At 71.1% G+C, this 25,041-nt stretch carries 22 protein-coding genes; 17 read left to right on the top strand and 5 right to left on the bottom strand.

Annotated features, from left to right (window positions below; genetic code table 11):
• The first annotated feature begins 125 nt into the window (after window positions 1–125).
• The 10 genes from OHA73_RS06015 (at window position 126) to OHA73_RS05970 (ending at window position 12,483) form a co-directional block, all read left to right on the top strand.
• Window positions 126–3,098: an AMP-binding protein gene (locus OHA73_RS06015; RefSeq protein WP_327654401.1), complete on the top strand. Its 2,973-nt coding sequence runs from the start codon at window positions 126–128 to the stop codon at window positions 3,096–3,098.
• A 109-nt stretch (window positions 3,099–3,207) separates the two neighbouring features.
• Entirely contained in the window at window positions 3,208–3,636 is a 429-nt protein-coding gene (gene madL / locus OHA73_RS06010) for a malonate transporter subunit MadL (protein ID WP_327654400.1), read from the top strand.
• Between the two features lies 1 nt (window position 3,637).
• Window positions 3,638–4,402 carry a malonate transporter subunit MadM gene (madM, locus tag OHA73_RS06005; RefSeq protein ID WP_266716638.1) on the top strand — a complete coding sequence of 255 codons (765 nt, stop codon included), beginning with the start codon at window positions 3,638–3,640 and terminating at the stop codon, window positions 4,400–4,402.
• A 100-nt stretch (window positions 4,403–4,502) separates the two neighbouring features.
• The gene (locus OHA73_RS06000) at window positions 4,503–5,777 is read left to right on the top strand and encodes an SGNH/GDSL hydrolase family protein (RefSeq protein ID WP_327654399.1); all 1,275 of its coding nucleotides are present in this window, start codon (window positions 4,503–4,505) and stop codon (window positions 5,775–5,777) included.
• 94 nt (window positions 5,778–5,871) lie between these two features.
• Window positions 5,872–6,444 (top strand): TetR/AcrR family transcriptional regulator, encoded by a 573-nt coding sequence (locus OHA73_RS05995; protein ID WP_327654398.1) that lies wholly within the window; start codon window positions 5,872–5,874, stop codon window positions 6,442–6,444.
• Between the two features lie 71 nt (window positions 6,445–6,515).
• Window positions 6,516–7,706, top strand: a complete 1,191-nt coding sequence (locus OHA73_RS05990; RefSeq protein WP_327654397.1) for a GDSL-type esterase/lipase family protein — start codon at window positions 6,516–6,518, stop codon at window positions 7,704–7,706.
• A 54-nt stretch (window positions 7,707–7,760) separates the two neighbouring features.
• Complete coding sequence (locus OHA73_RS05985) at window positions 7,761–9,206, top strand: glyceraldehyde-3-phosphate dehydrogenase (RefSeq protein WP_327654396.1); 1,446 nt, start codon at window positions 7,761–7,763, stop codon at window positions 9,204–9,206.
• A gap of 393 nt (window positions 9,207–9,599) precedes the next feature.
• Entirely contained in the window at window positions 9,600–10,523 is a 924-nt protein-coding gene (locus OHA73_RS05980) for a TauD/TfdA dioxygenase family protein (protein WP_327658414.1), read from the top strand.
• A gap of 128 nt (window positions 10,524–10,651) precedes the next feature.
• Complete coding sequence (locus OHA73_RS05975) at window positions 10,652–11,836, top strand: sensor histidine kinase (protein ID WP_327654395.1); 1,185 nt, start codon at window positions 10,652–10,654, stop codon at window positions 11,834–11,836.
• Entirely contained in the window at window positions 11,833–12,483 is a 651-nt protein-coding gene (locus OHA73_RS05970; RefSeq protein WP_327654394.1) for a response regulator transcription factor, read from the top strand. The genes OHA73_RS05975 and OHA73_RS05970 overlap by 4 nt, the downstream gene beginning before the upstream one ends.
• A gap of 14 nt (window positions 12,484–12,497) precedes the next feature.
• Here OHA73_RS05970 and OHA73_RS05965 read toward each other — a convergent pair whose 3' ends face one another.
• Complete coding sequence (locus OHA73_RS05965) at window positions 12,498–12,869, bottom strand: VOC family protein (protein WP_327654393.1); 372 nt, start codon at window positions 12,867–12,869, stop codon at window positions 12,498–12,500.
• A gap of 173 nt (window positions 12,870–13,042) precedes the next feature.
• Between OHA73_RS05965 and OHA73_RS05960 the strand changes: the two genes are divergently transcribed.
• Window positions 13,043–15,154, top strand: a complete 2,112-nt coding sequence (locus tag OHA73_RS05960; protein WP_327654392.1) for an MMPL family transporter — start codon at window positions 13,043–13,045, stop codon at window positions 15,152–15,154.
• A gap of 92 nt (window positions 15,155–15,246) precedes the next feature.
• Here the strand turns inward: OHA73_RS05960 and OHA73_RS05955 are convergent, their stop codons facing one another.
• From OHA73_RS05955 to OHA73_RS05940, 4 genes are all read right to left on the bottom strand, one after another.
• On the bottom strand, window positions 15,247–15,723 hold the full coding sequence (locus OHA73_RS05955; protein WP_266716670.1) for a thioesterase family protein: 477 nt from the start codon (window positions 15,721–15,723) through the stop codon (window positions 15,247–15,249).
• A complete protein-coding gene (locus tag OHA73_RS05950; RefSeq protein ID WP_267071811.1) occupies window positions 15,720–16,700 on the bottom strand; it encodes a 3-hydroxyacyl-CoA dehydrogenase NAD-binding domain-containing protein in 981 nt (326 codons plus the stop codon). Before OHA73_RS05950 ends, OHA73_RS05955 begins: the two co-directional genes overlap by 4 nt.
• Before the next feature lie 91 nt (window positions 16,701–16,791).
• Window positions 16,792–17,682, bottom strand: a complete 891-nt coding sequence (locus OHA73_RS05945) for a 3-keto-5-aminohexanoate cleavage protein (RefSeq protein WP_266716674.1) — start codon at window positions 17,680–17,682, stop codon at window positions 16,792–16,794.
• A 112-nt stretch (window positions 17,683–17,794) separates the two neighbouring features.
• The gene (locus tag OHA73_RS05940) at window positions 17,795–18,649 is read right to left on the bottom strand and encodes a TetR/AcrR family transcriptional regulator (RefSeq protein ID WP_266716675.1); all 855 of its coding nucleotides are present in this window, start codon (window positions 18,647–18,649) and stop codon (window positions 17,795–17,797) included.
• 302 nt (window positions 18,650–18,951) lie between these two features.
• Here OHA73_RS05940 and OHA73_RS05935 point away from each other — a divergent pair, with 302 nt between their 5' ends.
• The 6 genes from OHA73_RS05935 to OHA73_RS05910 all read left to right on the top strand — a co-directional run bounded on the left by OHA73_RS05935 (window position 18,952) and on the right by OHA73_RS05910 (window position 24,863).
• Window positions 18,952–19,929, top strand: a complete 978-nt coding sequence (locus OHA73_RS05935) for an ABC transporter substrate-binding protein (RefSeq protein WP_327654391.1) — start codon at window positions 18,952–18,954, stop codon at window positions 19,927–19,929.
• Window positions 19,926–20,705: an ABC transporter permease gene (locus tag OHA73_RS05930; RefSeq protein ID WP_327654390.1), complete on the top strand. Its 780-nt coding sequence runs from the start codon at window positions 19,926–19,928 to the stop codon at window positions 20,703–20,705. The genes OHA73_RS05935 and OHA73_RS05930 overlap by 4 nt, the downstream gene beginning before the upstream one ends.
• Window positions 20,702–21,502 (top strand): ABC transporter permease, encoded by an 801-nt coding sequence (locus OHA73_RS05925; protein WP_266716680.1) that lies wholly within the window; start codon window positions 20,702–20,704, stop codon window positions 21,500–21,502. Before OHA73_RS05930 ends, OHA73_RS05925 begins: the two co-directional genes overlap by 4 nt.
• Window positions 21,503–21,506: 4 nt before the next feature.
• Window positions 21,507–22,406 carry an ABC transporter ATP-binding protein gene (locus tag OHA73_RS05920; protein ID WP_327658413.1) on the top strand — a complete coding sequence of 300 codons (900 nt, stop codon included), beginning with the start codon at window positions 21,507–21,509 and terminating at the stop codon, window positions 22,404–22,406.
• Between the two features lie 67 nt (window positions 22,407–22,473).
• A complete protein-coding gene (locus OHA73_RS05915) occupies window positions 22,474–24,228 on the top strand; it encodes a sensor histidine kinase (protein ID WP_267071815.1) in 1,755 nt (584 codons plus the stop codon).
• Window positions 24,225–24,863, top strand: coding sequence for a LuxR C-terminal-related transcriptional regulator (locus OHA73_RS05910; protein ID WP_266719108.1), 639 nt, complete (start codon window positions 24,225–24,227; stop codon window positions 24,861–24,863). Before OHA73_RS05915 ends, OHA73_RS05910 begins: the two co-directional genes overlap by 4 nt.
• Window positions 24,864–25,041 lie beyond the last annotated feature (178 nt).

Here is a 25,041-nt window from a genome sequence, read left to right as displayed (position 1 = left end):
CCAGATTATCCGCCCGCTCCAGGGGGTGGCGCCGGTCACTCCTGTGATCTACCGTGCGCTTGTTATATACATCATGCCCCACGATGCATATCGAGCGTCGTGGCGAGACGTGGGCGGGAGCGCACATGGAACGGCGTGAGGAACACCGCGACGGACACCACGACGAACACCACGACGACCGCCATGACGGCTGGCTGCTCACCGACCTGTACCGAGCCCTCGGAAAGCTCGGCGGACGAGCGGACGGCGGCACCGACCGGTCCACCGCCGACGCCCCGCTCGACCAGCTGCTCGCGGCCTGCGAAGTCCTGATGAGCGACGTCGGCGAGGCCTCCACGCGCGCCGTCGCAGCCCGCGCCCTCGCCGCCTACGACGCGCTCGACGACGCCGGCCGGCTCGCCTTCTTCGCCCACATCACCAAGACCTACGACGCCGACGCCGACCAGGTCCGCACCGCCTACCGCCGCTGGGAAGAGGCCCGCGCCACCGGCTCCCAGGGAGAGGCGGAGCTCGTCCACCTCTTCGACGTCGTCGAGCCGGCCCGCCAGCAGCTCCTGCGCCGCATGAACCACGCGCCCGACGCCACCCTCGCCCTGGTCCACATGCGCGCCGACCTGCGCCGCCTGCTGCCCGCACACCCCGAACTGCGGCCCCTGGACCACGACTTCCACCACCTGCTCACCTCCTGGTTCAACCGCGGTTTCCTGCGCATGGAGGAGGTCACCGTGGACTCGCCGCCCGAGCTGCACCGGCATCTGCTGCGCGGCGAGCGGGTGCACTCGATGGCGTCCGAGGCCGAACTGCGACGCCGCATCGAGCCCGAGGACCGCCGCGTCTACGCCTTCTTCCACCCGGCCATCGGCGACGTACCCCTGATCTTCGTGGAGGTCGCCCTCGTCCGCGGGCTGCCCGACAGCATCGCCCCGCTGCTCGAACCCGGCCCCGCGCTCAGCCCCGCGGACGCGGACACGGCGGCGCTCTACTCCATCAACAACGCGCTCGACGGCCTCGCCGGAGTCTCCTTCGGCAGCTTCCTCATCAAGCAGGTCATCGAGCAGGTCGGCGAACAACTCCCGCACCTCACGCAGTTCGCGACCTTGTCACCCATCCCCGGCTTCCGGGCGTGGCTGGAGGCGCGGGCCGGGCACGAGCCCGAACTCGCCTCCCTCGCAGCCGAGTTGAGCAACCCGGATGTCATCGACGACGCCGAGCGCATCCGCCCCCGCCTCCTCCCGGCCCTCGCCCGCTACGTCGTCGCCGAACGTCGCCCCGACGGCCGCCCCCTCGACCCCGTCGCCCGCTTCCACCTCGGCAACGGCGCCGCCGCCTGGCAGCTCGACTGGCCCGCCAACTCCTCGCCCGAAGCCTGGCGCCAGTCCTACGGCGCGATGATCAACTACCGCTACGAACCGGACCAGTTGGAGCGCCGCCACGAGGACTTCGTGCGCCGCGGCGCCGTCGCGGTCGGCGGGCCCCTCGAAGAAGACTTCCCGCAGCACGAGGCCCCGTACGACCGGGCCTCGGAGGAAAAGAAGAAAGGAACCACCCCGATGAGCACGCAGACGAGCCCCTCGGCGGCGACCGCCCCCTTCCGTACCATCCACCGGTCCTTCGTCGAGCAGACGGAACTCCGTCCGGACAAGGCGCTCTTCGAGCTGCCCGACGGGCGGTCCGTGACCTACCGCGAGACCGCGGACACCGTGCGGCGCATCGCGGCGCGCCTCGTCGCCGACGGCGTGACCCCCGGCGACCGCGTCGCCATGCAGGTCGACAAGTCGGTCGAGGCCATCGCCCTCTACCTGGCGACGTTGCAGATCGGCGGCGTGTTCCTGCCGCTCAACACCGCCTACACGGGCGCCGAGATCGACTACTTCATCGGCGACGCCAAGCCGCGTGTCCTCGTCTGCCCGCCGCAGCGCCGCGCCGACCACGCCCACCGCGAGGGCCCGGACCTCGTCGTCGAGACCCTCGGCACCGCGGGCGACGGCAGCCTCCTCGAAGGCGACGCCCACCACGACGACGTACACGAGGCCGCGGCGAGCGACCCGGCGGCCATCCTCTACACCTCCGGCACCACGGGCCGCTCCAAGGGTGCGATCCTCACGCACGAGAACCTCGCCTCCAACTGCGAGGCGCTGCTGGGCAGTTGGCAGTTCACCTCCGAGGACCGGCTGATCCACGCCCTGCCGATCTTCCACGTCCACGGCCTGTTCGTCGCCGCCAACATGGTGCTCGCCTCGGGCGCCTCCATGTTCTTCCTGCCGAAGTTCGACGCCGACGCGATCGCGGAGCTGCTGCCGCGCGCCACCGTGCTCATGGGCGTGCCCACCTTCTACACGCGCCTGCTCAAGCACGAGAAGGTCACCCCGGAGACCTGCGCCTCCATGCGCCTGTTCGTCTCCGGCTCGGCGCCGCTGCTCGCCAGCGACCACGAGGCGTTCGAGGCCCGCACGGGACACGCCATCCTGGAGCGCTACGGCATGACCGAGACCGGCATGAACACCACCAACCCGTACGAGGGCGGGCCCCGCAAGCCCGGCACCGTCGGCAAGGCGCTGCCCGGCACCGAGATCCGCGTGGTGGACGCCGAGACCGGAAAGCCGCTGCCCGACGGCGAGGTCGGCAGCGTCGAGGTCCGCGGCCCCAACGTCTTCGCCGGCTACTGGCAGATGCCCGAGAAGACCGCCGCAGAGTTCCGCGAGGACGGCTTCTTCATCACCGGCGACCTCGGCCTCATCGACGAGGACGGCTACCTCTGCATCTCCGGGCGCGGCAAGGACCTGATCATCTCCGGCGGCTTCAACGTCTACCCGAAGGAGATCGAGACGCTTCTCGACGCCCACCCCACGGTCCTCGAATCCGCCGTGATCGGCGTCCCGCACCCGGACTTCGGCGAGACGGTCGTCGCCGTCGTCGTCGCGGCGCCGGGCCAGGAGCCGCAGGAGCGGGACCTCATCGACTCCATCGCCCCCGACCTCGCCCGTTTCAAGCACCCGCGCGCGGTACGCGTCGTGGAGTCGCTGCCCCGCAACGTCATGGGCAAGGTCCAGAAGGCCGAACTCCGCAAGACGTACGTGGACTTGTTCGCGAAGGCCTGACCCCTACCCGTACCGCTACCTCATACCTCTACCCGTCCTTACTACGTTCCCCATCTCCCCCCCACGTTCTCGCTTACTTACTTCCCGGTCTCTCAATGTGGAGAAGACGATGGTCCTCTATGGAGTGGCAGCGCTGGCGGTGTGCATGCTCACGGGCACGCTCGTCGGTGAATACCTGGGCGAGGCGCTCGGCGTCGACGCCAATGTCGGCGGCGTCGGCTTCGCCATGATCATGCTCGTGTTCGCGACCCACTGGCTGCGCCAGAAGGGGAAGTTCCCCGAGGCGAGCGAACAGGGCGTGCTCTTCTGGAGCGCGATGTACATCCCGATCGTCATCGCGATGGCGTCGACCCAGAACGTGTACAAGGCCGTCACCGGCGGCCCGATGGCCCTGCTGGCCGGTCTCGTCGCGCTCGTCGCGGGATTCGCCCTGGTGCCGGTGATCGCGCGGATCGGCGGGAAAGGGGAACCCCTGCCGCCCCTGAGTGACCCAGGCGCGGAGGCGGCGGAGCCCGCCACCGAGAAGCAGGGGGCCTGACGTGGATACGTTCGTCTCCGTCTGCAAGGACAACGGGCTCATAGTCGCCTTCGCCCTCGTCGGCACGCTGATGCTGGTCTCGGCGTGGCTGTCCAAGAAGCTGACCCGAGGGCGGCTGCAGGGCTCCGCCATTGCCATCGTGCTCGGCCTCGCGCTCGCCTACTGGGGCGGCTCGGCGACCGGGGGAGAGGCGGGGATCGCCGACATCACCGCGCTCTCCGGGATGAGCCTGATGGGCGGGGCCATGCTCCGCGACTTCGCGATCGTCTCCACCGCGTACGGCGTCGACCTGAAGGAGATCAAGGGGGCGGGGCCCGCCGGCGCCCTGTCGATCCTGCTCGGCGTCGTCGTCTCCTTCGTCGCCGGGGCGCTCGTCGCGGCGCTGTTCGGCTACCGGGACGCGGCCTCGCTCGCAACCATCGGCGCGGGCGCGGCCACGTACATCGTGGGCCCCGTCACGGGCACCGCGGTGGGCGCGAGTTCGGACGTGATCGCGCTGTCGGTCGCCGCGGGGCTGGTCAAGTCCGTGGTGGTGATGGTGGGTACGCCGCTGGTCGCGCGCCTGATCGGCCTGAACAACGCCAAGTCGGCGATGGCCTTCGGCGGCCTGCTCGGCACCACGTCCGGCGTGGCCGGCGGCCTCGCGGCCACCGACAAGCGGCTCGTCCCGTACGGGGCGATGACCGCCACCTTCTACACGGGCGTCGGCTGCCTCCTCGGCCCCTCGCTTTTCTACGTGTCGTTGAGGGCGCTCGTCGGCGGCTGACAGGAAAGACGGATGGGGCCTGCGCCGGGTTGCCGGGCCCCTTCCGCGTTCGTAGCACCGCACCATCCAGACTCCCGTTCACCGGAAGAAGGTTGTGCACATGCCTCGACTTCGTACGCTCACGACCGTCGCAGCGGCCGTCCTCGCCATCGCTGGCGGCGGCCTCGCTTCTGCCCCGCACCCCGCCGAGGCCAGACCCGGACAGGCCGGCGGCAACGCCTGGTTCACCTCCTGGGCCCAGTCCCAGCAGGACGCGGCGACGGACCCGCTGCGCGACCAGTCCGTCCGCACCGTCACGCATCTCAGCCAGGGCGGGGACGGCGTCCGCGTCCGCATCCAGAACACCTTCGGCACGGCGCCCCTGGAGATCGGCGGCGCCTCCGTCGGCCTGAGCGGCGACGGGGCGTCCATCAAGGGCGACACTCACCCCGTCCGCTTCGACGGAAAGACCCACGTCACCGTTCCCGCGGGCGGCGAGGTGTGGAGCGACCCCGCCGACCTCGACACGGCCGCCCAGGACGACGTGGCCGTCTCCGTTGCGCTCAAGGGTGCGGCCACCCCCGGCCAGCACCGCACCGCGCTGCGCACCAACTACCTCACGCCGGAGGGCACCGGCGACCACACCGCCGACACCAGCGGCGCCGCGTACACGAAGACCGTCGACGCCACCTACCTGGTCAGCGCGGTCGACGTGCACAACCCCCGCCTCAAGGGCAGCGCGGTCGCCTACGGCAGCTCGGTCGTCGACGGCGTCGGCAGCACCAACTGCGGCCCCGGCTGCACCGAGACCGGAACCAACCGCCGCTGGACCGACGACCTGGCGCGCCGCGTGCACGCCGAACTCCCGCGCACCGACCAGGTCGCGATCGCCAACGCGGGGATCAGCGGCACGACGAGCGCGGCCGACTGCCCCGGCGCCCCGTCGAACGTGAAGGGCCTCGACGCCGCGAGCCGCCTCAAGAGGGACGTCCTCGCCCTGCACGGCGTCACCTCGGTCCTGTTCTACTACGGCACCAACGACCTCGCCTTCGGCTGCGACGGGGACCAGGTCCTGGCCAGCTACAAGAAGGTCTTCAAGGAACTGCGCGACGCCGGCATCAAGATCTACGTCACGCCCATCACGCCCCGTCCCGGCTACACGGACCAGAACAACCTGGACCGCCACACGGTCAACCTCTTTACGAAGAAAGCGAGTTCGTGCTCCGGGACCTGTGACGGCGTCATGGACTTCGACGAGGTCCTGAAGGACCCGCTGCACCCCAACAGCATCAAGCCCGCGTACGACAACGGGGACGGCGTCCACGCGAACATCGCCGGGCAGCAGGCGATCGCCGACTCGATCTCGCTGCGGATGCTCACGGCCGGGGCCCGGTAAGCGAAAGCCGGCGTACATTTGCCTAAAGGTATTAGGCAGGTGCAGAATCGTTTTCGGTAACAGTGATGGGGGCTGAGGGAGAGGGCGTTCGGTCATGGCGCGTGCCGGATTGACCGCGGAGCGGCTGGCCCGGGCCGGTGCCGAGCTCGCGGACGAGGTCGGCTTCGAGCATGTGACCGTCTCGGCCCTCGCCCGGCAGTTCGACGTCAAGGTCGCGAGCCTGTACTCGCACGTCAAGAACTCGCACGACCTGAAGACGCGGATCGCCCTGATCGCCCTGCAAGAGCTGGCCGACCGGGCCGCCGACGCTCTCGCGGGGCGGTCCGGCAAGGACGCGCTCACCGCTCTCGCCAACGTCTACCGCGACTACGCCCGCGCGCACCCGGGCCGCTACGCCTCCGCCCAGTACCGGCTCGACCCGGAGACGGCGGCGGCGAGCGCGGGCGTGCGGCACGCGCAGATGACGCGGGCCGTGCTGCGCGGCTACGACCTCACCGAACCGGACCAGACCCACGCCGTCCGGCTCCTGGGCAGCGTCTTCCACGGCTACGTCAGCCTCGAACTGGCCGGCGGGTTCAGTCACAGCGCACCCGACTCGGGCGAGAGCTGGGCGCGCAGCCTGGACGCGCTCGACGCGCTGCTTCGCAACTGGCCCGCGCAGGCGTGAACCGGCGCCCGCCCGCCGCGCGACCTGCACGGCGAGTCATCCACATCCTTGATCAACAGATTGACGCCACCATGAGCACCCCGAATCCCGACCATGAGTTGACTGAGTTGACCACCACACCGCTGACGGACGACCTCGTCCACGGTGCGATCGACATTGAGCGCACCGCCCGCGGTCTCCTCCCGCACCGCCTCCCCGCCTGGGTCCGCGCCCAGAACACGGACGGCCAGCTGGCCATGGCCGAGTCGCAGCCCTCCGGTGTCCGCCTCGCCTTCCGTACCCGCGCCACCGTCGTCGAACTCGACGCGGTGCCGACCAAGCGCGTCTACGTAGGCGTGCCGCCGCGCCCCGACGGCCTCTACGACCTGCTCGTGGACGGGCAGCTCGCCGGGCAGGGGAGCGTGGCAGGCGGCGACACCCTGACCATCGACATGGGTGCGGGCACCTTCGAGCACACGCCGGGGGAGCCGGGCACGCTCCGTTTCGCGGGTCTGCCAGACGCCCTCAAGACCGTTGAGATCTGGCTGCCGCACAACGAGACCACCGAGCTCGTCGCCCTGCGCACGGACGCGCCCGTGGAGCCCACCGCGCCCCTCGGGGAGTCCGGCCGCAAGGTGTGGCTGCACCACGGCAGCTCGATCAGTCACGGCTCCGACGCCGCGAGCCCGACCACGACCTGGCCCGTGCTCGCCGCCTCCCTCGGCGGCGTCGACCTGGTCAACCTGGGCTTCGGCGGCGGCGCCCTGCTCGACCCGTTCACCGCGCGCGCCCTGCGGGACACCCCGGCCGACATGATCAGCGTCAAGATGGGGATCAACCTCGTCAATGCCGACCTGATGCGGATGCGGGCCTTCACCCCCGCCGTGCACGGCTTCCTCGACACCATCCGTGAGGGGCACCCGACCACCCCGCTCCTCGTCGTCTCGCCGATCCTGTGCCCGATCCACGAGGAGACGCCCGGCCCGCTCATGCCCGACTTCAGCTCCGTCGCCGAGGGGCAGATGCGCTTCAAGGCCACCGGCGACCCGGCGGAGGTGGCCCAGGGCAGGCTCACCCTCGAAACCATCCGTGCCGAACTCGCCCGCATCGTCGCCCAGCGCGCCGCCGACGACCCGCACCTGTACTACCTCGACGGCCGCGAACTGTACGGCGAGGCCGACCACGAGGAACTCCCGCTGCCGGACGCCGTCCACCCCGATGCGGCCGCCCACCGCCGCATCGGCGAACGCTTCGCCGAGCTGGGGCTCGGCCCCCTGAAATGACAGCCGAGCGGGCGGGTTAGCATATGAGCGCCGCCTAGCTCGAAAGAGACGCACGTGACTGTCAACGACGACTCGTTCACCAACTGGAAGCACCGTGAGGAGACCGCGGAGGCAATGATCCCGATCATCGGGAAGCTGCACCGCGAGCGGGACGTGAACGTCCTGCTGCACAGCCGCTCCTTGGTGAACAAGTCGGTGGTCAGCCTGCTGAAGGCCCACCGATTCGCCCGCCAGATCGCCGGCGAGGAGCTCTCGGTCACCGAGACGATGCCCTTCCTGAGGGCCCTCGCCGACCTCGACCTGGGGCCCTCCCAGATCGACCTCGGCATCCTCGCGATGACGTACAAGACCGACGACCGGGGCTTGAGCGTCGAGGAGTTCACCGCCGAGGCCGTCGCCGGCGCGACCGGCGCCCTGAAGCTGGAGCGCGGTGAGGGTCGCGACGTCGTCCTCTACGGCTTCGGCCGCATCGGCCGCCTCGTCGCCCGCCTGCTCATCGAGAAGGCGGGATCCGGAAACGGTCTGCGCCTGCGCGCCATCGTCGTGCGCGGCGGCGGTGAGCAGGACCTCGTGAAGCGGGCCTCGCTGCTGCGTCGCGACTCGATCCACGGCCAGTTCCAGGGCACGATCACCGTTGACGAGGCGAACAGCACGATCAACGCCAACGGCAACGCGATCAAGGTGATCTACGCCAACGACCCGTCCGAGGTCGACTACACGGCGTACGGCATCAAGGACGCCATCCTGATCGACAACACCGGCAAGTGGCGCGACCGCGAGGGCCTCTCCACGCACCTGCGGCCCGGCATCGACAAGGTCGTGCTCACCGCGCCCGGCAAGGGTGACGTGCCGAACATCGTGCACGGCGTCAACCACGACACGATCAAGCCGGACGAGCAGATCCTGTCCTGCGCCTCCTGCACCACGAACGCGATCGTGCCGCCGCTCAAGGCGATGGCCGACGAGTACGGGGTGGAGCGCGGTCACGTGGAGACCGTCCACTCGTTCACGAATGACCAGAACCTGCTGGACAACTACCACAAGGCCGACCGTCGCGGCCGGTCCGCGCCGCTCAACATGGTCATCACGGAGACCGGCGCCGCCTCCGCCGTCGCGAAGGCCCTGCCGGACCTCAAGGCGCCGATCACCGGCTCCTCGATCCGCGTCCCCGTCCCGGACGTCTCGATCGCGATCCTCAGCCTGCGGCTCGGCCGCGAGACCAGCCGCGAAGAGGTCCTCGACCACCTGCGCGACGTCTCGCTGAACTCGCCGCTGCGCCGCCAGATCGACTTCACGGACTCGCCCGACGCGGTCTCCAGCGACTTCCTCGGGTCCCGGCACGCCTCGATCGTCGACGCGGGCGCGACCAAGGTCGACGGCGACAACGCGATCCTCTACCTCTGGTACGACAACGAGTTCGGCTACTCGTGCCAGGTGATCCGCGTCGTCCAGCACGTCTCCGGCGTCGAGTACCCGACGTTCCCGGCGCCCACCGCCTGACGCCCGGTACCTCTGCCGAGGCCGGTCCCGCTCTCCGCGGGGCCGGCCTCGCGGCACTTGACGGAATGATCAACTGGGGCGCAGGATGGGGCACATGTTCATGCATCGCGCCCACGCTCTCGGAACGGCCCCCGTGCCGGACCGATGTGGTTGCGCGCGCAGCGGCTTGTAGCGGGCTTGTAGACCCCTCGCCGAACTCTCCCGTGCGTCTTGTTGTACGCCGTGCTGTAGGTCTTGCTGTACGTCTTGTAGAAGCCACCGCCCCGTAGGGCGTCGGCCGCGCACGTACTACGTACCGCACGCACCACGTACCGCACGTACGGATCACTCTCGCGTTCAGCGCGTTCCCTCGTCACTGCGTGCCTGTGGAGGCCCCCCTTGTCCGTGACCGAAATGCCCCCTTCTCTCTCGCTGCGCCCCGCCCACATCCCCGCCGACGGCCTCTACGAGGGGCGCCGCGTTCTGCGCCGCACCCCTGACGGCTGGCAGGATCGCCCCTACGAGCTGTTCGACCTCACCCCGCAGGGCGCCACCATCGGCGCCGAGATCAGCGGCCTCGACCTGAGCCTGCCGCTCTCCCCTGAGCTGCGCGAGGAGCTGAACCGGGCCCTGCTCGAATGGAAGGTGCTGTTCTTCCGCGGCCAGCACCTGACCAGCGAGCGCCAGCGCGAATTCGCCGGTAACTGGGGCGAGTTGGAGACCAATCCGCTCCTGGAGCGTGGTGACAGCGAGGACGTCGTCCGCTTCGACAAGGGTGCCGGCGGCGTCCCGAGCTACGAGAACGTGTGGCACACCGACGTCACCTTCCGCGAACGCCCCGCCCTGGGCGCCGTGTTGCAGCTGCGCGAGGTCCCGCCGTTCGGCGGCGACACCATGTGGGCCGACATGGCGGCCGCGTACGACAACCTCTCCGACGAGGTGAAGGCGCGCATCGAGGGCGCCGAGGCCGAGCACGACTTCCTGCCCGGCTTCCGCCGCTTCTACGGTCCCGAACGCCTCGCCCAGTGGCAGGAGTTGTTCCCGCCGGTCACCCACCCGGTCGTGCGCCGCCACCCCGAGACCGGGCGCCGCATGCTCTTCGTGAACACCTCCTTCACCACCCGGATCCTCGGCATGGAGCGCGCCGAGAGCGACCGGCTGCTGCGACTGCTGTACCAGCAGGCCCATGTGCCGGAGTTCCAGGTGCGGTTCCACTGGCAGCCGGGCGACATCGCGTTCTGGGACAACCGCGCCACCCAGCACTACGCGGTGGCCGACTACGGCGACGCCCGCCGGGTCGCCGAACGCGTCGCCATCGCGGGGGACCGCCCCTTCTAGGAAACCGGTGCGGGCGGCCCGAAATCCCTCTCACCGGCGAGGTGTTGGGCGGGCCGCCCCTCGATACTGGCCCCGCAGAGCACCCCGCGAAGACTCTGCACAGGGACCAGGCCACGAGGAGCCGCACCATGCGTCTGCCGCGCCGCACCAGCCCGTACGTCGTCGACGGGGCGCTGGCCGCCCTCGTCCTGTTCGCCGTGTCCCTGCAGTTCCTCTTCCCCGACGAGGACGGCGACCCGCTGTCCTGGCAGGGCTTCCTGCTGGGCGCGGGCACGGCGGTGCCGCTGATCTGGCGGCGGCGCGCACCGCTCCTGTGCGCGGTCGTCGTGACCGTCGCCACCCCGGCCATGGCGCTGTACCACGCGCCGCCGCCCGACGTCGTGTACGGCGGACTCGTCCTGCTCTACACGCTCGCCGCGTACGCGGAACCGGTGCCGCGCCGCGTCATGCTCGTCGGCTGGCTGATCGGGGCGTCGGCGACGATGTCCATGAAGGAGCACGCCGAGCCCTTCGAGTACGCCTTCCACCTGCTCAGCCTCCTGAGCGCCTACGGGTTCGGGGTGCTGGCCCGCACTCAGCGCGCGTACACCACCGCACTGGAGGAGCGTGCCCGTGCCGTGGAGCGGGAGCGCGAGGTCGACCGGGCCCGCGCGGTGACCAGCGAACGCGCCCGGATCGCCCGGGACATGCACGACGTGGTCGGCCACGCCGTCAGCCTGATGGTCGTGCAGGCCGAGGCGGGCCCCGTCGTGGTGCGCAGCGACCCGGCGCGTGCGGAGGCGGCGTTCGACGCGATCGCGGGCGCCGGGCGTGAGGCCATGCAGCAACTCCGCCTGATCCTGGGCGTGTTGACCGGCCACGGCAACAGTGCGCGCGGCGTCGGTGACCCCGCCGTCGCGCCCACCCCCGGCGTCGCCCGCCTCCCCGGCCTGATCCGCCAGGTGTCCGAGACCACCGAAGTCGCCGTCACTCTGCGCAGCACGGGCCACCCACGCCCCCTCGCCCCCGAAACGGAGACCGCCGCGTACCGGATCGTCCAGGAGGCCCTGACCAACACCGTCAAGCACGCGTACGCTGCCCGGGCGGACGTACAACTCGACTGGGGGGACGCGGAGTTGGCGATCACCGTGACGGACGACGGAACCGGACCCGACACACCGGGAGCCGGTGGCGGGCGCGGACTCGTCGGCATCGAGGAGCGCGCCGCGGCCTGCGGCGGCAGCGCGCACAGCGGCCCGGGCCCGCGCGGCGGATTCCGGGTCACCGTCCGACTGCCCGCCGCGCGCCGCCCCGCGGCCGAACACGCGCCATGAGCATCCGCGTCGTGGTTGCCGACGACCAGGAGCTGGTGCGCAGCGGCTTCACCATGATCCTCGACGCGCAGCCCGACATCGAGGTGGTCGCCGAAGCGGCCGACGGCGCGGAGGCCGTCACCGCCGTGCGCCGCCACGCCCCGGACGTCCTCCTGCTCGACATCCGCATGCCGCACATGGACGGCATCGAAGCGGCCCGCCGCGTCTGCGAACAGTCCAGCTGCCGCGTCGTCATGCTGACCACGTTCGACCTGGACGAGTACGTCTACGAGGCGCTGTACGCGGGCGCGTCCGGGTTCCTGCTGAAGGACGTACGCCGCGACGACCTCGTGCACGCGGTCCGCGTCGTCGCGGCGGGCGACTCCCTGCTCGCCCCGTCCGTGACCCGCCGCCTCGTCGCCGACGTCGCACGCCGCAGGCCCAACTCCCGTGATACGCCCACCCTTTCGGCCCTCACCGCCCGCGAGCTGGAGACTCTGCGCCACCTCGCCCGCGGCCTCACCAACGCGGAGATCGCCGCGACCCTCCACGTCAGCGAGCACACGGTCAAGACCCACGTCAGCAACGTCCTGAGCAAGCTGCACCTGCGCGACCGGGTGCAGGCGGTCATCTGCGCGTACGAGTCGGGGCTCGTGGAGCCTGGTTAGCCGGGCGAGCACGCTCAGTCGATCAATGTCCGCTTCGGGCGCACCACGCAGAACTCGTTGCCCTCCGGGTCGGCCAGCACCGTCCACGACTCGTCGCCGCTCTGCCCCACGTCCGCGCCGCGCGCCCCGAGCCCGACGAGCCGCTCGATCTCGGAGTCCCGGTCCTCGGCGGCGCAGGTCAGGTCGAAGTGCAGCCGGTTCTTGACCACCTTGCGGTCCGTGACCGGCATGAAGCAGATCCCGACCGGCGCGTCCTCGTCCGGACCGATCACCACCTCGCGCTCCCGCTCCGACAGGATCCGCCAGCGCAACGCCCCGGCCCAGAAGCGGGCCAGGGCGGGCAGATCGTGGGCGTCGATGACGATGTGGTGCAGCGAGACGGGCATGCGCGCCAGCATGTCCGGCGCGCCCGGCGGCTGTCACTCACCCGTGCGACCCATGCCGCGCGCCCCGACTCCCTCCCACGCGCGAGCCGGGAACCGCCCGCCCCGGCGATCCGCCGCACCTCTGTGCGCGACCACGCTGACGGTGTCCCATCGGAACCCTCCGAGGAGGCGCCGTGCTCAGCGCACTCGCCCGGGCGGCGACCCGCCGCCCCCGTACCGTGATCCTCACCTGGCTCGCCCTGATCGTGCTCGGTTTCGGGCTCGGCACCGGCGTCTTCGGCCGGCTCTCCGACTCGGTGCCGGACGTGCCGGGCACCGAGTCCGACCGGACCGCCGAACTCCTCGACGACATCGACCCGCGCGGCGAATCCCTCAGCGCCGTCGTCGAGGCGCGCCGCGTCACCGACCCCGAACTGCGCGGCCAGGTCGAGCGGACCGCCGCGGACCTGCGCCGCATTCCCGGCGTCGCCGCCGTGCCCGACCCGTACGCCACCGAGGGCCTGGCCTCCGCCGACGGCCGCGCGCTCATCGTGCCCGTCAACCTGAAGGGCGGACTCGACGACGACGCGGAGGAGGAGACCGTCGATGCCGTCGCCGACCGGGTCAAGGAGATCGACGGCGCCGACGTGCACGTCAGCGGCGGCCCGCTGCTCGGGCAGCAGCTCGGCGAGCGAGCCCAAGAAGACGTCCAGCGCGCCGAGTTGATATCCCTGCCGATCGTGCTCGGGCTGCTCCTGCTGATATTCGGCGGGCTGCGCGCGGCCGGACTGCCGCTGCTCGTGGCGGTCAGCGGCGTGGCGGGCGCGTTCCTCGCCCTGTTCGGCTTCAGCCAGGTCACCGAGATCTCCGTCTACGTGATCCAGGTGACGACCATGCTCGGCCTCGGCCTCGCCGTGGACTACGCGCTGCTGATGGTGATGCGCTTCCGGGAGGAACGCCGGACGAGCGCGGACGTCACCGAGGCCGTGCACCGCACCGTCGAACGCGCGGGCCGCACCATCCTCTTCTCCGGCCTCACCGTCGCCGTCAGCCTCAGCGGACTGCTCGTCTTCCCGAGCCCGTTCCTGCGCAGCATGGGCCTGGCCGTGGCCGCCGTCGTGGTCGTCGACATGCTCGCCGCGCTGACCCTGCTGCCCGCGCTGCTCACCCGGTTCGGCGCGCGCATCGCCCCGTCGAAGCCGCGCGCGCCCGGGACGGAGGGCCGCGTCTTCGCCCGCCTCGCCCTGTTCGCGGCCCGCCGCCCCATCGCGGTGACGACGGTGAGCGTCCTCGCCCTGCTCACGCTCGCGCTGCCCGTATCGAACCTCCGTATCGACATCGGTGACGCCCGCCAACTCCCCGCATCCACCGAGGCGCGGCAGCTGTACGACACCATGCAGGAGCACTACCCGGCGGGTGTCGGCGTCGACCCGGTCGTCGTCGTGGCACGCCCCGGCACGGACCTCGCCTTCGAGGCCCGCGTGAAGGCGCTGGACGGCGTCGCGTCGTCGGAGACCCGGACCCTCGACGACGGCACCCGCGTGCTGCGCGTCACCCCGGCCGGCTCGATCGACGGAGCCACCGCGACCCAACTCGTGCAGGACGTACGGGCGTTGCGCGGGGACGATCCGGTGAGCGTGGCAGGCGTCGCGGCCCGGCTCGTCGACTTCCGCCAGATGCTCGCCGACCGTGCCCCCTGGGCCGCGCTCACCGTCCTCGTCGGCATCTTCGCGCTGCTCTTCGCGTTCACCGGCTCGCTGCTGATCCCGCTGCGGACGATCCTCACCACCCTGCTCAGCCTCGGCGCCGCGCTCGGCGTGGTGGTCCTCGTGTTCCAGGACGGGCACGCCGCGTCCTGGCTCGGCGGAGAGGGCCTCGGCGCGCTCAGCCTGACCGCGCCGCCGCTCATCATCGCCATCGCCTTCGGGCTCGCCATGGACTACGAACTGTTCATCCTCGCCCGGATGCGCGAGTCGTGGCGCACCACGGGGGACGCGCAGGGAGCGGTGGTGACCGGGCTGAGGCGCTCGGGCCGCGTCGTGAGCTGCGCGGCACTGCTCCTCGCCGTCGTCTTCGGCGCCTTCATGACGGGCGGCTTCGCGCCCATCCTGGAGATCGGCCTCGGCCTCACCCTGGCGGTCGTGATCGACGCGACGATCGTAAGGATGCTGCTCGTACCGGCGACGATGGCGCTCATGGGCAAGCGCGCGTGGTGGGCGCCGCGAGCGCTGCGCAGGGTGCACGACCGGTTCGGCGTCCAGGAGGAAGAGGCCCCGCAGGAACCGCTGGTGACGCCGCGTCAGTAACGATGCATCTACTACGGCAGGGATGAGCGCACGTGCAGGGCCCCGGACACGAGGTGTCCGGGGCCCCTGCACGTCAGGTGGTCGGCGCTCCGTCAGACGACGGCGATCGACCGGCCCGCCCACTCCGGGGCGGGCTCCGTCAGCTCGGTGAAGCGGTCGCGGACCACGGCCGGGAACTCGGCCGCCTTGCCCGCCTCCTGGTCGACGTGGATCGCGAGCAGCTCGGTGGTCGCCACCGGGGCCGCGTCCGGGTCGGGCTCGCCCGCCTCGTCGTCGACCACGAACATCTCGTGCGTGAAGCGCGCCTTCTTCGACGCCGCCCCCAACACCCGCGTACGGATGGCGAGATGGGCGCCCTCGGGAACGTCACGCAGATAGCGGATGTGCGACTCGACCGTGTAGAGCGAGCAGTGGGTGGACTCGCGGTACGTCGAGTCCAGGCCCGTCTCGATCATCATGGCGTCGGTGGCGTGACCGAAGGCGAGGACGTAGAACGCCTCGCTCATGTGACCGTTGTAGTCGATCCACTCGGGGCGGACCGTGCGGTGCAGCAGGGGGAGTGGGCTCATCGCGGGTCGGCCTCCCCGTTCTTGTTGACGTTCAGGCGGCCCGTCGCGCGCAGCACGTCGATGACGCCCTGGTCGCGCTCGGCGACGAGGTCGGCGATGGAACGGCCGTCCGCGGCGACATCGCAGCCCGCGACCACGGAGTCGTACAGCTGCTTGTCGAGCTCCGGGGCCTCCAGGCGCGTCCACGGCGACTTCAGGGACGGGCCGAAGTGGTCGAGCATGTGCGCCATGCCGCCCTCGCCGCCCGCGAGCGCGAACGTCAGCATCGGGCCCATGAACGCCCAGCGCAGGCCGGGGCCCTCGGTGATCGAGTCGTCGATCTCCTTCACCGTCGCCTCGCCGTTGGCGACCATGTGCAGCGCCTCGCGCCACAGGGCCTCCTGGAGGCGGTTGGCGATGAAGCCGGGCACCTCGCGGGCCATGGTGATGACCGACTTGCCGGCCACCTCGTAGAAGCGGGAGGCCCAGGCGGTGGCGTCGGCGTCGGTCTTCTCGCCGCCGACGACCTCGACGAGCGGGATCAGGTACGGCGGGTTGAACGGGTGCCCGACGACCAGACGCGCGGGGTTCGCGGCCGTGGTCTGCATGTCGGTCATCGGGTAGCCGGAGGTCGACGAGGCGATGACGACACCGGCGGGAGCGGCCGCGTCGAGCCGGGACAGCAGATCGCGCTTGAGATCGAGGTCCTCGGGGGCGCTCTCCTGCACGAACTCGGCGTCGGCGACGGCCTCTTCGAGGGTCGGGGTGACGGTGAGCCGGTCGCGGGAGGCGCCGTCGGCGAGACCCATCTCGGTGAGGGCGGGCCAGGCGGCGTCGACCAGGCGGCGCAGCTTCTGCTCGGCGTCGGGGGCCGGGTCCCAGGCCGTGACGTCGTAGCCGCGCGCCAGGAAGTGGGCGACCCAGCCGCCGCCGATGACGCCGGCTCCGACGCACGCGACCCGGCGGACGTCCTCGGGAGCGGTGAGGGGGGAGGTCATGAGGGTGGTGTTGCCTTCCGGTGAAGCGGTGTCAGTTTACTTGCGTGTGAGGGGAGTTCAGGAACGTGTCTTGCTTGCGTGAGCGGAGATTTCAGGAACGCGGCTTGAGGCCGAGCAGCGCGCGGGCCTCGTCCGGCGTCGCGACGCGCGAGCCGAGGGACTCCGTGATGGTCACGGCGCGCTCCACGAGCTGGGCGTTGGTCGCCTTGTTGCCCTTGCCGAGGTAGAGGTTGTCCTCCAGGCCGACGCGGGCGTGCCCGCCGAGCAGGATCGACTGCGCCACCCACGGCATCTGCATGCGGCCGAGCGCGAAGCTGGCGAACTGGGCGCCCTCCGGCAGCATGTTGACCATCGACTGCAGCACGCCCGGGTCGGCCGGGGCGCCCCACGGGATGCCCATGCACAGCTGGAACACGGTCGGGTCGTCGAGCAGACCCTCCGCGAGCAGCTGCTTGGCGAACCACAGCTGGCCGGTGTCGAAGATCTCCAACTCCGGCCGCACGCCCAGCTCCTGGATGCGCTTGGCGCCTTGGCGCAGCATGTCGGGCGTCGACACGTACAGGTTCGAGCCGTCGCCGAAGTTCAGCGAACCGCAGTCGAGCGTGCAGATGTCGGGCAGCAGCTCCTCGACGTGCGGCAGCCGGTCGAGGCCGCTGACGAGGTCGGTTCCGGGCAGGTGGGTGAGCGGCTCGTCCGGGTCGATGACCAGGTCGCCGCCCATGCCGGCGGTCAGGTTGATGACGACGTCGGTGCCGGTCTCCTTGATCCGCTCGACGACCTCGCGGTACAGCTTCGTGTCGCGCGAGGGGTCACCGGTCTCGGGGTCCCGTACGTGGATGTGCACGACGGCAGCGCCCGCGTCGGCCGCCTCGACGGCGTTCTTGGCGATCTGCTCCGGAGTGACGGGCACGTGCGGACTCCGCCGCACGGTGTCACCGGCACCGGTGAGAGCGGCAGTGATGATGACGTTTTCGGTGGGCATAGGGGGACCTCCCAGGTATTTGGATCAGGTGGGCAAATCAAGCGGGTGGGCCACAGTGAAGCCCCTGCGGCGATTGAGCAGCGGGGTCCGGGGCAGAGCCCCGAGTCGTCGACTACGGGTTCGTGATCACGCCGTCCACGTACGAGAGCAACGCCGCATGCATCGCATCGGCGGCCGACCCGAACGACTCCCGACTCACCGAAAGCACCTGCGTGGCAAGCCCATCGATCAGCGCGGTCAACGCATACGCCGCCGCGGCGGGCTCGACGGACGACCGGAACACACCCTGGTCGACCCCACGACGGAGGACATCCGCCACGGTCTCCCGCCACTGCCGGTAGTACTCCGTGTGCAGCCGCCCCACCGTCGTGGACCGCGCCGCCTCGGCCCACAGGTCGAGCCACACCTTCCACTGCCGCCGCTGCTGCTCCGTGCGCGGCGTCTGCAACTCGATGAGCTGGCGCAGCTCCGCCGCCGCGTCGTCCGCCTCCGCGAGGTGGGTGGCGCGGCGCGCGGTGTCCTCGTCCATGCACCAGCGCACCGCGGCCTCCAGGAGATCCGCGCGGCCGGGGAAGTGGTAGTGGATCGCGGCGGTACTGGTGGCGCAGGCGCGGGCGATGTCGGAGACCCGCACCGCGTGGAACCCGTGCTCGGCGACCAGCCGGACCGTCTCCTGGACGATCTGCAGGGGCCGCCCGCCCTCCACGGAAGCGGGCACGGGCGCCGCGGCCTCGGCCTCCTGCGGCCGCGCGCCGAGCAGCCAGCCCGGGTCGACGCGCGCCTCGTCGGCGATCCGCGCCAGCTCGGCCACCGTGAACCGGCGGGTGCCGCTCAGGGAGCGGGAGAGCTTCGACGGGTCCATGACGATGCGGCGCGCGAACTCGCGCTGGCTGACACCGGCCGCCGTGATGACCTCACGGACGCGGGCGGCGGTGTCGGCAGGGCTTGCCTCGTTGCTGGATTCCACGGGGCACGACCCTAACCGCATGTTGAGAAGAACTCAACACGATGCTCCTCAATCAACGGGAAACACTGGCCATTGAGCCTCTGACTGTCTCATCAGTCACCATCGCAACGCGACAGTCGGGATGGCGGCCGGGATGGCGACCGGGATCAGGTGCCCCCGCGGGCGTCCTCGCGGGCGACGCGCCACGCACCCAAAGGTTGCGCTGTGAATCGTGCCAACATCCTTGCCCACAAGGGGAGTTGACCCCATAGGGTGCGGGCTCTACGTTCCCGCTGAGCACCAGGGCTCCCAGGGGGATACCCATGCGTTGCACGCGTCGCACACTCACCGCTGTCACTGCCACGATGCTCCTCGCCGCCACCGCGGCCTGCGGTTCCGGCTCCGACAGCCCGAAGTCCGAATCCACCGGAGACGCCGGCACCACGAAGCTCAAGATCGGCATCATCCCGATCGTCGACGTCGCGCCCCTGTACCTCGGCCAGAAGAAGGGCTTCTACAAGGAGCAGGGCCTCAGCCTGTCCATGACCATGGCGCAGGGCGGCGCGGCGATCGTGCCGGGCGTGGTCAGCGGCCAGTTCCAGTTCGGCTTCTCGAACTCCACCTCGCTGATGGTCGCCCAGTCCAAGGGCGTCCCCGTCAAGGTCGTCGTCAACGGCGTCGGTTCCACGGGCAAGCAGAACGCGGACTTCGGCGCCGTCGTCGTCAACAAGGACAGCACGATCAAGTCCGCCAAGGACCTTGAGGGCAAGAAGGTCGCCGTCAACACGCTCAAGAACATCAACGACACCACGGTCCGGGAATCGGTCCGCAAGGACGGCGGCGACCCCTCCAAGGTGAAGTTCGTCGAGCTCGCCTTCGACCAGATGCCCGCCGCGCTCGACAAGGGGCAGATCGACGCCGCCCAGGTCGTGGAGCCGGCCACTGCCACCGTCAAGGCGCAGGGCGGCCGCGTGATCGCCTCCAACTTCGTCGACACGGCACGCAAGTTGACGGTCGCGATGTACTTCTCGTCGAGTCAATACGTGGATCAACACCCCGACGTCGTCAAGAAGTTCAAGGCCGCCACCCAGAAGTCCCTCACCTACGCCAACGGTCACCCCGACGAGGTCCGCGACATCATCAGCACGTACACGAAGATCCCGCAGTCGACCCTCGACAAGGTGACGCTCCCGGCCTGGCCCGCGCAGTGGAACCGCCCCTCGCTCGACACCCTCGCAAAGCTCGGCGAGCAGGACGGCCTGTTCGAGAAGACCCCCGACCTCGACGCGCTGCTGCCGTGATCGCTGCCGTGATCCCCGCGGTGCCCGGGCTCCTCGGACTGCTGGTGTGCGCGGCGCTGTGGGAGGCGGTGCCGCGCCTCGGCCTGGTCGACCCGGACTTCCTACCGCCCTTCACGACGACCCTGAACGCCCTGCGCGGCGAACTCGCCGACGCCGCCTTCTGGACCGCGCTCGGCGACACCCTCACCGGCTGGGCGCTCGGCCTCGCCCTCGCCACCGCGGGCGGCATCCTCGCGGGCCTCGTCATCGCCACGGTCCCGCACCTGCGTGAACTCACCGCGTCCACCGTCGAGTTCCTGCGCCCCATCCCGTCCGTCGCGCTCATCCCGCTCGCGATCCTCCTGTACGGCACGGAGCTGCGCTCGGTCCTGCTGCTCGTCGTCTACGCCGCGTTCTGGCAGGTCCTCGTGCAGGTGCTGTACGGGGTGCAGGACGTGGACCCGGTCGCCGACGACACGGCGCGCGCTTTCGGCCTCGGCCCGTGGGCGCGCGTGCGGCACGTCGTGTGGCCGACGGCCCTGCCGTACGTGATGACCGGCGTACGGCTCGCCGCCGCGGTCGCGTTGATCCTCGCCATCACCGTCGAACTCGTCATCGGTGCACCGGGCCTGGGACACCGGATCAATGTTGCGCAGAGTTCACAGGCCGTCCCGGACATGTACGCATTGATCCTTGTCGCCGGCTGCCTGGGCGTATTGATCAACACTGGAGCGCGGTTCGTGGAACGGCGCGCCCTGTCCTGGCACCAGTCCGTACGGGCGGAGGGCCCGGCGTGAGCCGCACCCTCCGCGCCCTGCGCGCCGCCGTCCTGGCCGTGGCCCTGCCCTGCGTCCTGGTCGCCGTCTGGTGGTTCGCCTCCGACGCCAGCACCAGCTTCTACGCGCCGCCCCTGCGCACGATCCTCGGCCGCTTCGACGATACCTGGACGGCAGAGCGGCTCCAGGACGACGTGCTGCCCAGCGTGCTGCGCCTGCTCGCCGGATACGCGGTCGCGGGCGTCGTCGGCGTCGCCCTCGGTGTCGTCATCGGCTCCTCCCGCCGTGCCCGCGCCGCGTGCGAGCCCGCCCTGGAGTTCCTGCGTGCGGTGCCGCCACCGGTCCTGGTCCCTGTGATCATGCTGTTCGCGGGCATCGGCGACACCATGAAGATCGCCGTGATCGCCTCGGGTTGCGTCTGGCCGGTGCTGCTCAACACGACCGCGGGCGTGCGCTCCGTGGACCGGGTCGCCGCCGAGACGGCCCGCTCGTACGGCATCGGGGGAGCGGCCCGGCTGCGGCACCTGGTGCTCCCCGCCGCGAGCCCGCAGATCTTCGCGGGCCTGCGCCAGGCCCTGTCGATCGGCGTCATCCTCATGGTCATCAGCGAGATGTACGCCTCCAGCAGCGGCCTCGGCTTCGCCGTCGTGGAGTTCCAGCGCTCCTTCGCCGTGCCGGAGATGTGGACCGGGATCCTCGTCCTCGGCCTGCTCGGGGTGGTGCTCGCGCTGCTGTTCCGGCTCGTCGAACGGCGGGCGCTCGGCTGGTACCACGGATCGCGCGGGGCGCGGCGGAAGGCGGGAGGCGGCGGTGCTTGAGGTCATGGGACTGCGCAAGCTCTACGAGGGCTCGGGCCGGCAGGTGGAGGCGCTGCGCGACCTGACGTTCCGCCTCGATGCGGGCGAGCTGGTGTGCGTCGTCGGCCCCTCCGGCTGTGGCAAGACGACGCTCCTGAAGTGCGTGGCCGGACTGCTGCGGCCGACCAGCGGCTCGGTGACGCTGGACGGCGTACACGTCACCGGCCCACGCCCCGGTCTCGCCGTCGTCTTCCAGGAGTACGGGCGCAGCCTCTTCCCGTGGATGCGGGTCGCCGAGAACGTCGAACTCCCGCTCAGGCAGCGCAAATCGATGCCGAAGGCGGCCCGCCGCGCACGGGTCGCGGAATCCCTCGAAGCGGTCGGCCTCGCGGGCGTCCACCGCGCCTACCCGTGGGAGCTGTCCGGCGGCATGCAGCAACGCGTCGCCATCGCCCGCGCGTTGGCGTACGAGCCGGAGGTGCTCCTGATGGACGAGCCCTTCGCGGCCGTCGACGCGCAGACCCGCGCCGACCTGGAGGACCTGGTGCGCGGGCTGTGGCGGGAGCGCGACATGACGGTCCTGTTCATCACGCACGACATCGACGAGGCGGTGTACCTGGGGGAGCGGGTGCTGGTCCTGAGCGCGTCACCGACCGTGGTCCTGGAGGACGTACCCGTCGAACTCCCCGTAGAGCGCGACCAGTTGACGACCCGGGCAGACGCCCGGTTCACGGCCCTCAGGAGCCGGGTCCTTGAGCTGATCCGCGCGGGCGGCGGCGCGAGTGGCAGCGCAAGTGGCGCGGTGAGCGGCGACGCGGCAGGCGGCGGGACGATCACCGACGGGGAGAGCGGCGAGGAGGGCGTCAGCCGCGGGCCGCAGGACCAGGTGGCCAAGAGCCCCAGTAACCCCAAAAGCCCCCGGTGACCCCAAGTGCGCCCGCACGCCCCGCCCGATTTCCCCGACCCACCCCTGGATGCCTTAACGTGTGGCCGTGGACAGTCAGGGTGAGCGGGCGGTTCGGCTGCGCCTGACCGGGGCCGCGGCCCTCGCCGCAGTATCGGGTGGCGCGGGAGTGTGGGCGTACGCGCGCAGTGGCGCGTCCGCGGGCGATCTCGTACGGGACCTCGCGGTCGGCTGGGCGTTCGTGGTCGCCGGACTCGTCGCCTGGCGGCGCAGGCCCGCCAACCACACCGGGCGCCTGATGGTGTTCGAAGGCATCACCTGGTTCTTCGGCAATCTCCAGGGCACCGCCGTCCCGGCCCTCTTCGCCTTCGGTGCCTGGTGGGAGGCGCTGAACATGGCGATCCTCCTGCACCTCATTCTGTCGTTCCCCGAAGGCCGCCTGACCACGGTCCTCTCGCGCCGCCTGGTGCAGTTCGCGTACGGGCTCGTCGCCGTCGGCGGATTCGTCCGCACACTCCTGTTCGACCCGGCGGCCCAGGCCGGGGCGACGTACCTGGACTGCCGCGACTGCGGCCCGAACCTGCTGCACGTGCCCGCCTGGGACGGCCTCTTCGGCCCGTTCGACGCCGCCTATCACGCGGTGGGCTGGGTGCTCTCGGTCGTCGCCGCCGTCGCGATCGTGCTGCGCTGGCGGAACGCGTCCGCGGCCCGCAGGCGCGCCCTGCTGCCCGCCTGGATCGGCATCGGCGTCGCCACCGTGTTCCTGATGTGGGACATGCTGTTCTACGTAGTGCCGTGGTTCGGCGGAGTCGGCTCGGTGCCCGAACAGGCCGTCTACTTGCTGTCCGACCTCGCCCAGGTCGCCGTCCCCTTCGCCTTCCTTGCGGGACTGCTGCGCATGCGCCTGCAGCGCGCCGAGGTCAGCGGGCTCGTCATCGACATCGGCACCGACTCCGACCCGGCGCGGCTGCGCGAGGCGCTGGTCCGCGTCCTCGGCGACCCGACGCTGCGGCTCGGCCTGTGGGACGAGGAGCGCGGCGGATACGTCGACGGGTCCCGCCGCGAGATCGGCAAGGACGGGCCGGGGCGCACCCCGGTGGCCGCCTCCGACGGCCGCCCGCTCGCCCTGCTCCACCACGACCCGGCCCTCTCCGAGGACCCCGAACTCCTGGAGTCCGTGGCGGCCGCCCTGCGTCTCGCCCTGGAGAACGTCTGGCTGCGCACGCGCGCGAAGGACGTCGCCACCCGCATCGTGCAGGCCGCCGACGCCGAGCGCGGCCGCCTGGAGCGCGATCTGCACGACGGCGCGCAGACCCGCCTCGTCTTCGCCCTGATGTCCGTACGCCGCGTGCAGAAGGGCCTCGAGGACCACCCGGACCCGACGCTGCGCGAGGCCGCCGACGAGGCCGAGGCCGGCGTGCGGCACGCCATCGAGGAACTGCGCGGCATCGCCCACGGCATACACCCCGCCGTCCTCACCCGCGAAGGGCTCGCCGCCGCCCTGAGCGAGCTCGCCGAGCAGGCCGCACTCCCGGTCGTCGTCGCGGCCGAGCCCCGCCGCTACGACCCGCTCGTCGAGTCCACCGCGTACTTCACCGTCTGCGAAGCCCTCACCAACGCGGCCAAGCACGCGGGGGCCAGGGCCGTCAGCGTCTCGGCCCGGCACCACGACGGACGCCTCGTCGTGGAGACCGTCGACGACGGTGTCGGCGGCGTCGACCTCGCGCGCGGCACCGGCCTGCGCGGCCTCGCGGACCGGCTCGCGGCCGTCGACGGCGTACTGCACATCCACAGCCCCGCCGGGGGCGGAACCATCATCAGGGCGGAGCTTCCGTGCGCGTGATCGTCGCCGAGGACTCGGCTCTCCTTCGGCTGGGGATCGTACGGCTGCTGACCGACGAGGGCGTCGACGTGGTCGCCGAGTGCGCGGACACCGCGCCGCTGCTCGCCCTGGTCGCCGAACACACCCCGGACGCCGTGCTGCTCGACATCCGTATGCCGCCCACCCATACCGACGAGGGCCTGGTCGCGGCGGCGGCCGTGCGCGCGGCACACCCCGACACCGGTGTGCTGCTGCTGTCCCAGTACGTGGAGACGACCGCGAGCGTCCGGGCGCTCGCCCGGCGGCCGGAGGGCTTCGGCTACCTCCTCAAGGAGCGCGTCGCCGACGCCGAGGAGCTGAGCGGGGCGCTGAAGCGGGTGGCTGCGGGGGAGACCGTCGTCGATCCGCTGGTGGTGGCCCGCCTCATGGACGCGCCGCGTCCCGCAGGGCCGCTCGACGAACTCACCGGCCGCGAGCGCGATGTGCTCGCGCTGATGGCCGAGGGGCGCTCCAACGAAGCCATAGCGAACAAGCTGGTCATCGGCGGCAAGACGGTCGAGACCCATGTCCGCAACGTCTTCGCCAAGCTGGGCCTGGAGTCGGACCCGGCCGAGCACCGGCGCGTGATGGCCGTGCTGCGCTTTCTGCGCGGCTGATTCCATGCATCCTCCGTAAGGAGGGAAGAGGTTCCGGCTACCCGCTCCGTCGGACGACGCGCCACCCCCGTAGCCCCCGTGCTCCCCCGTACGTCGTCCGCGGAGCGGTGCCGGACCTCAACCATAGGCGGGCCGACCTGTCAGGACATCAGGGCCAGCCCTGAGATCCGGAAGTGAC

The organism is Streptomyces sp. NBC_00483, from assembly GCF_036013745.1.
In the GTDB taxonomy this organism is placed as follows: domain Bacteria; phylum Actinomycetota; class Actinomycetes; order Streptomycetales; family Streptomycetaceae; genus Streptomyces.
The sequence above is the reverse complement of the archived record's forward strand: the minus strand, read 5'-3'. Positions and strand labels throughout refer to the sequence as shown.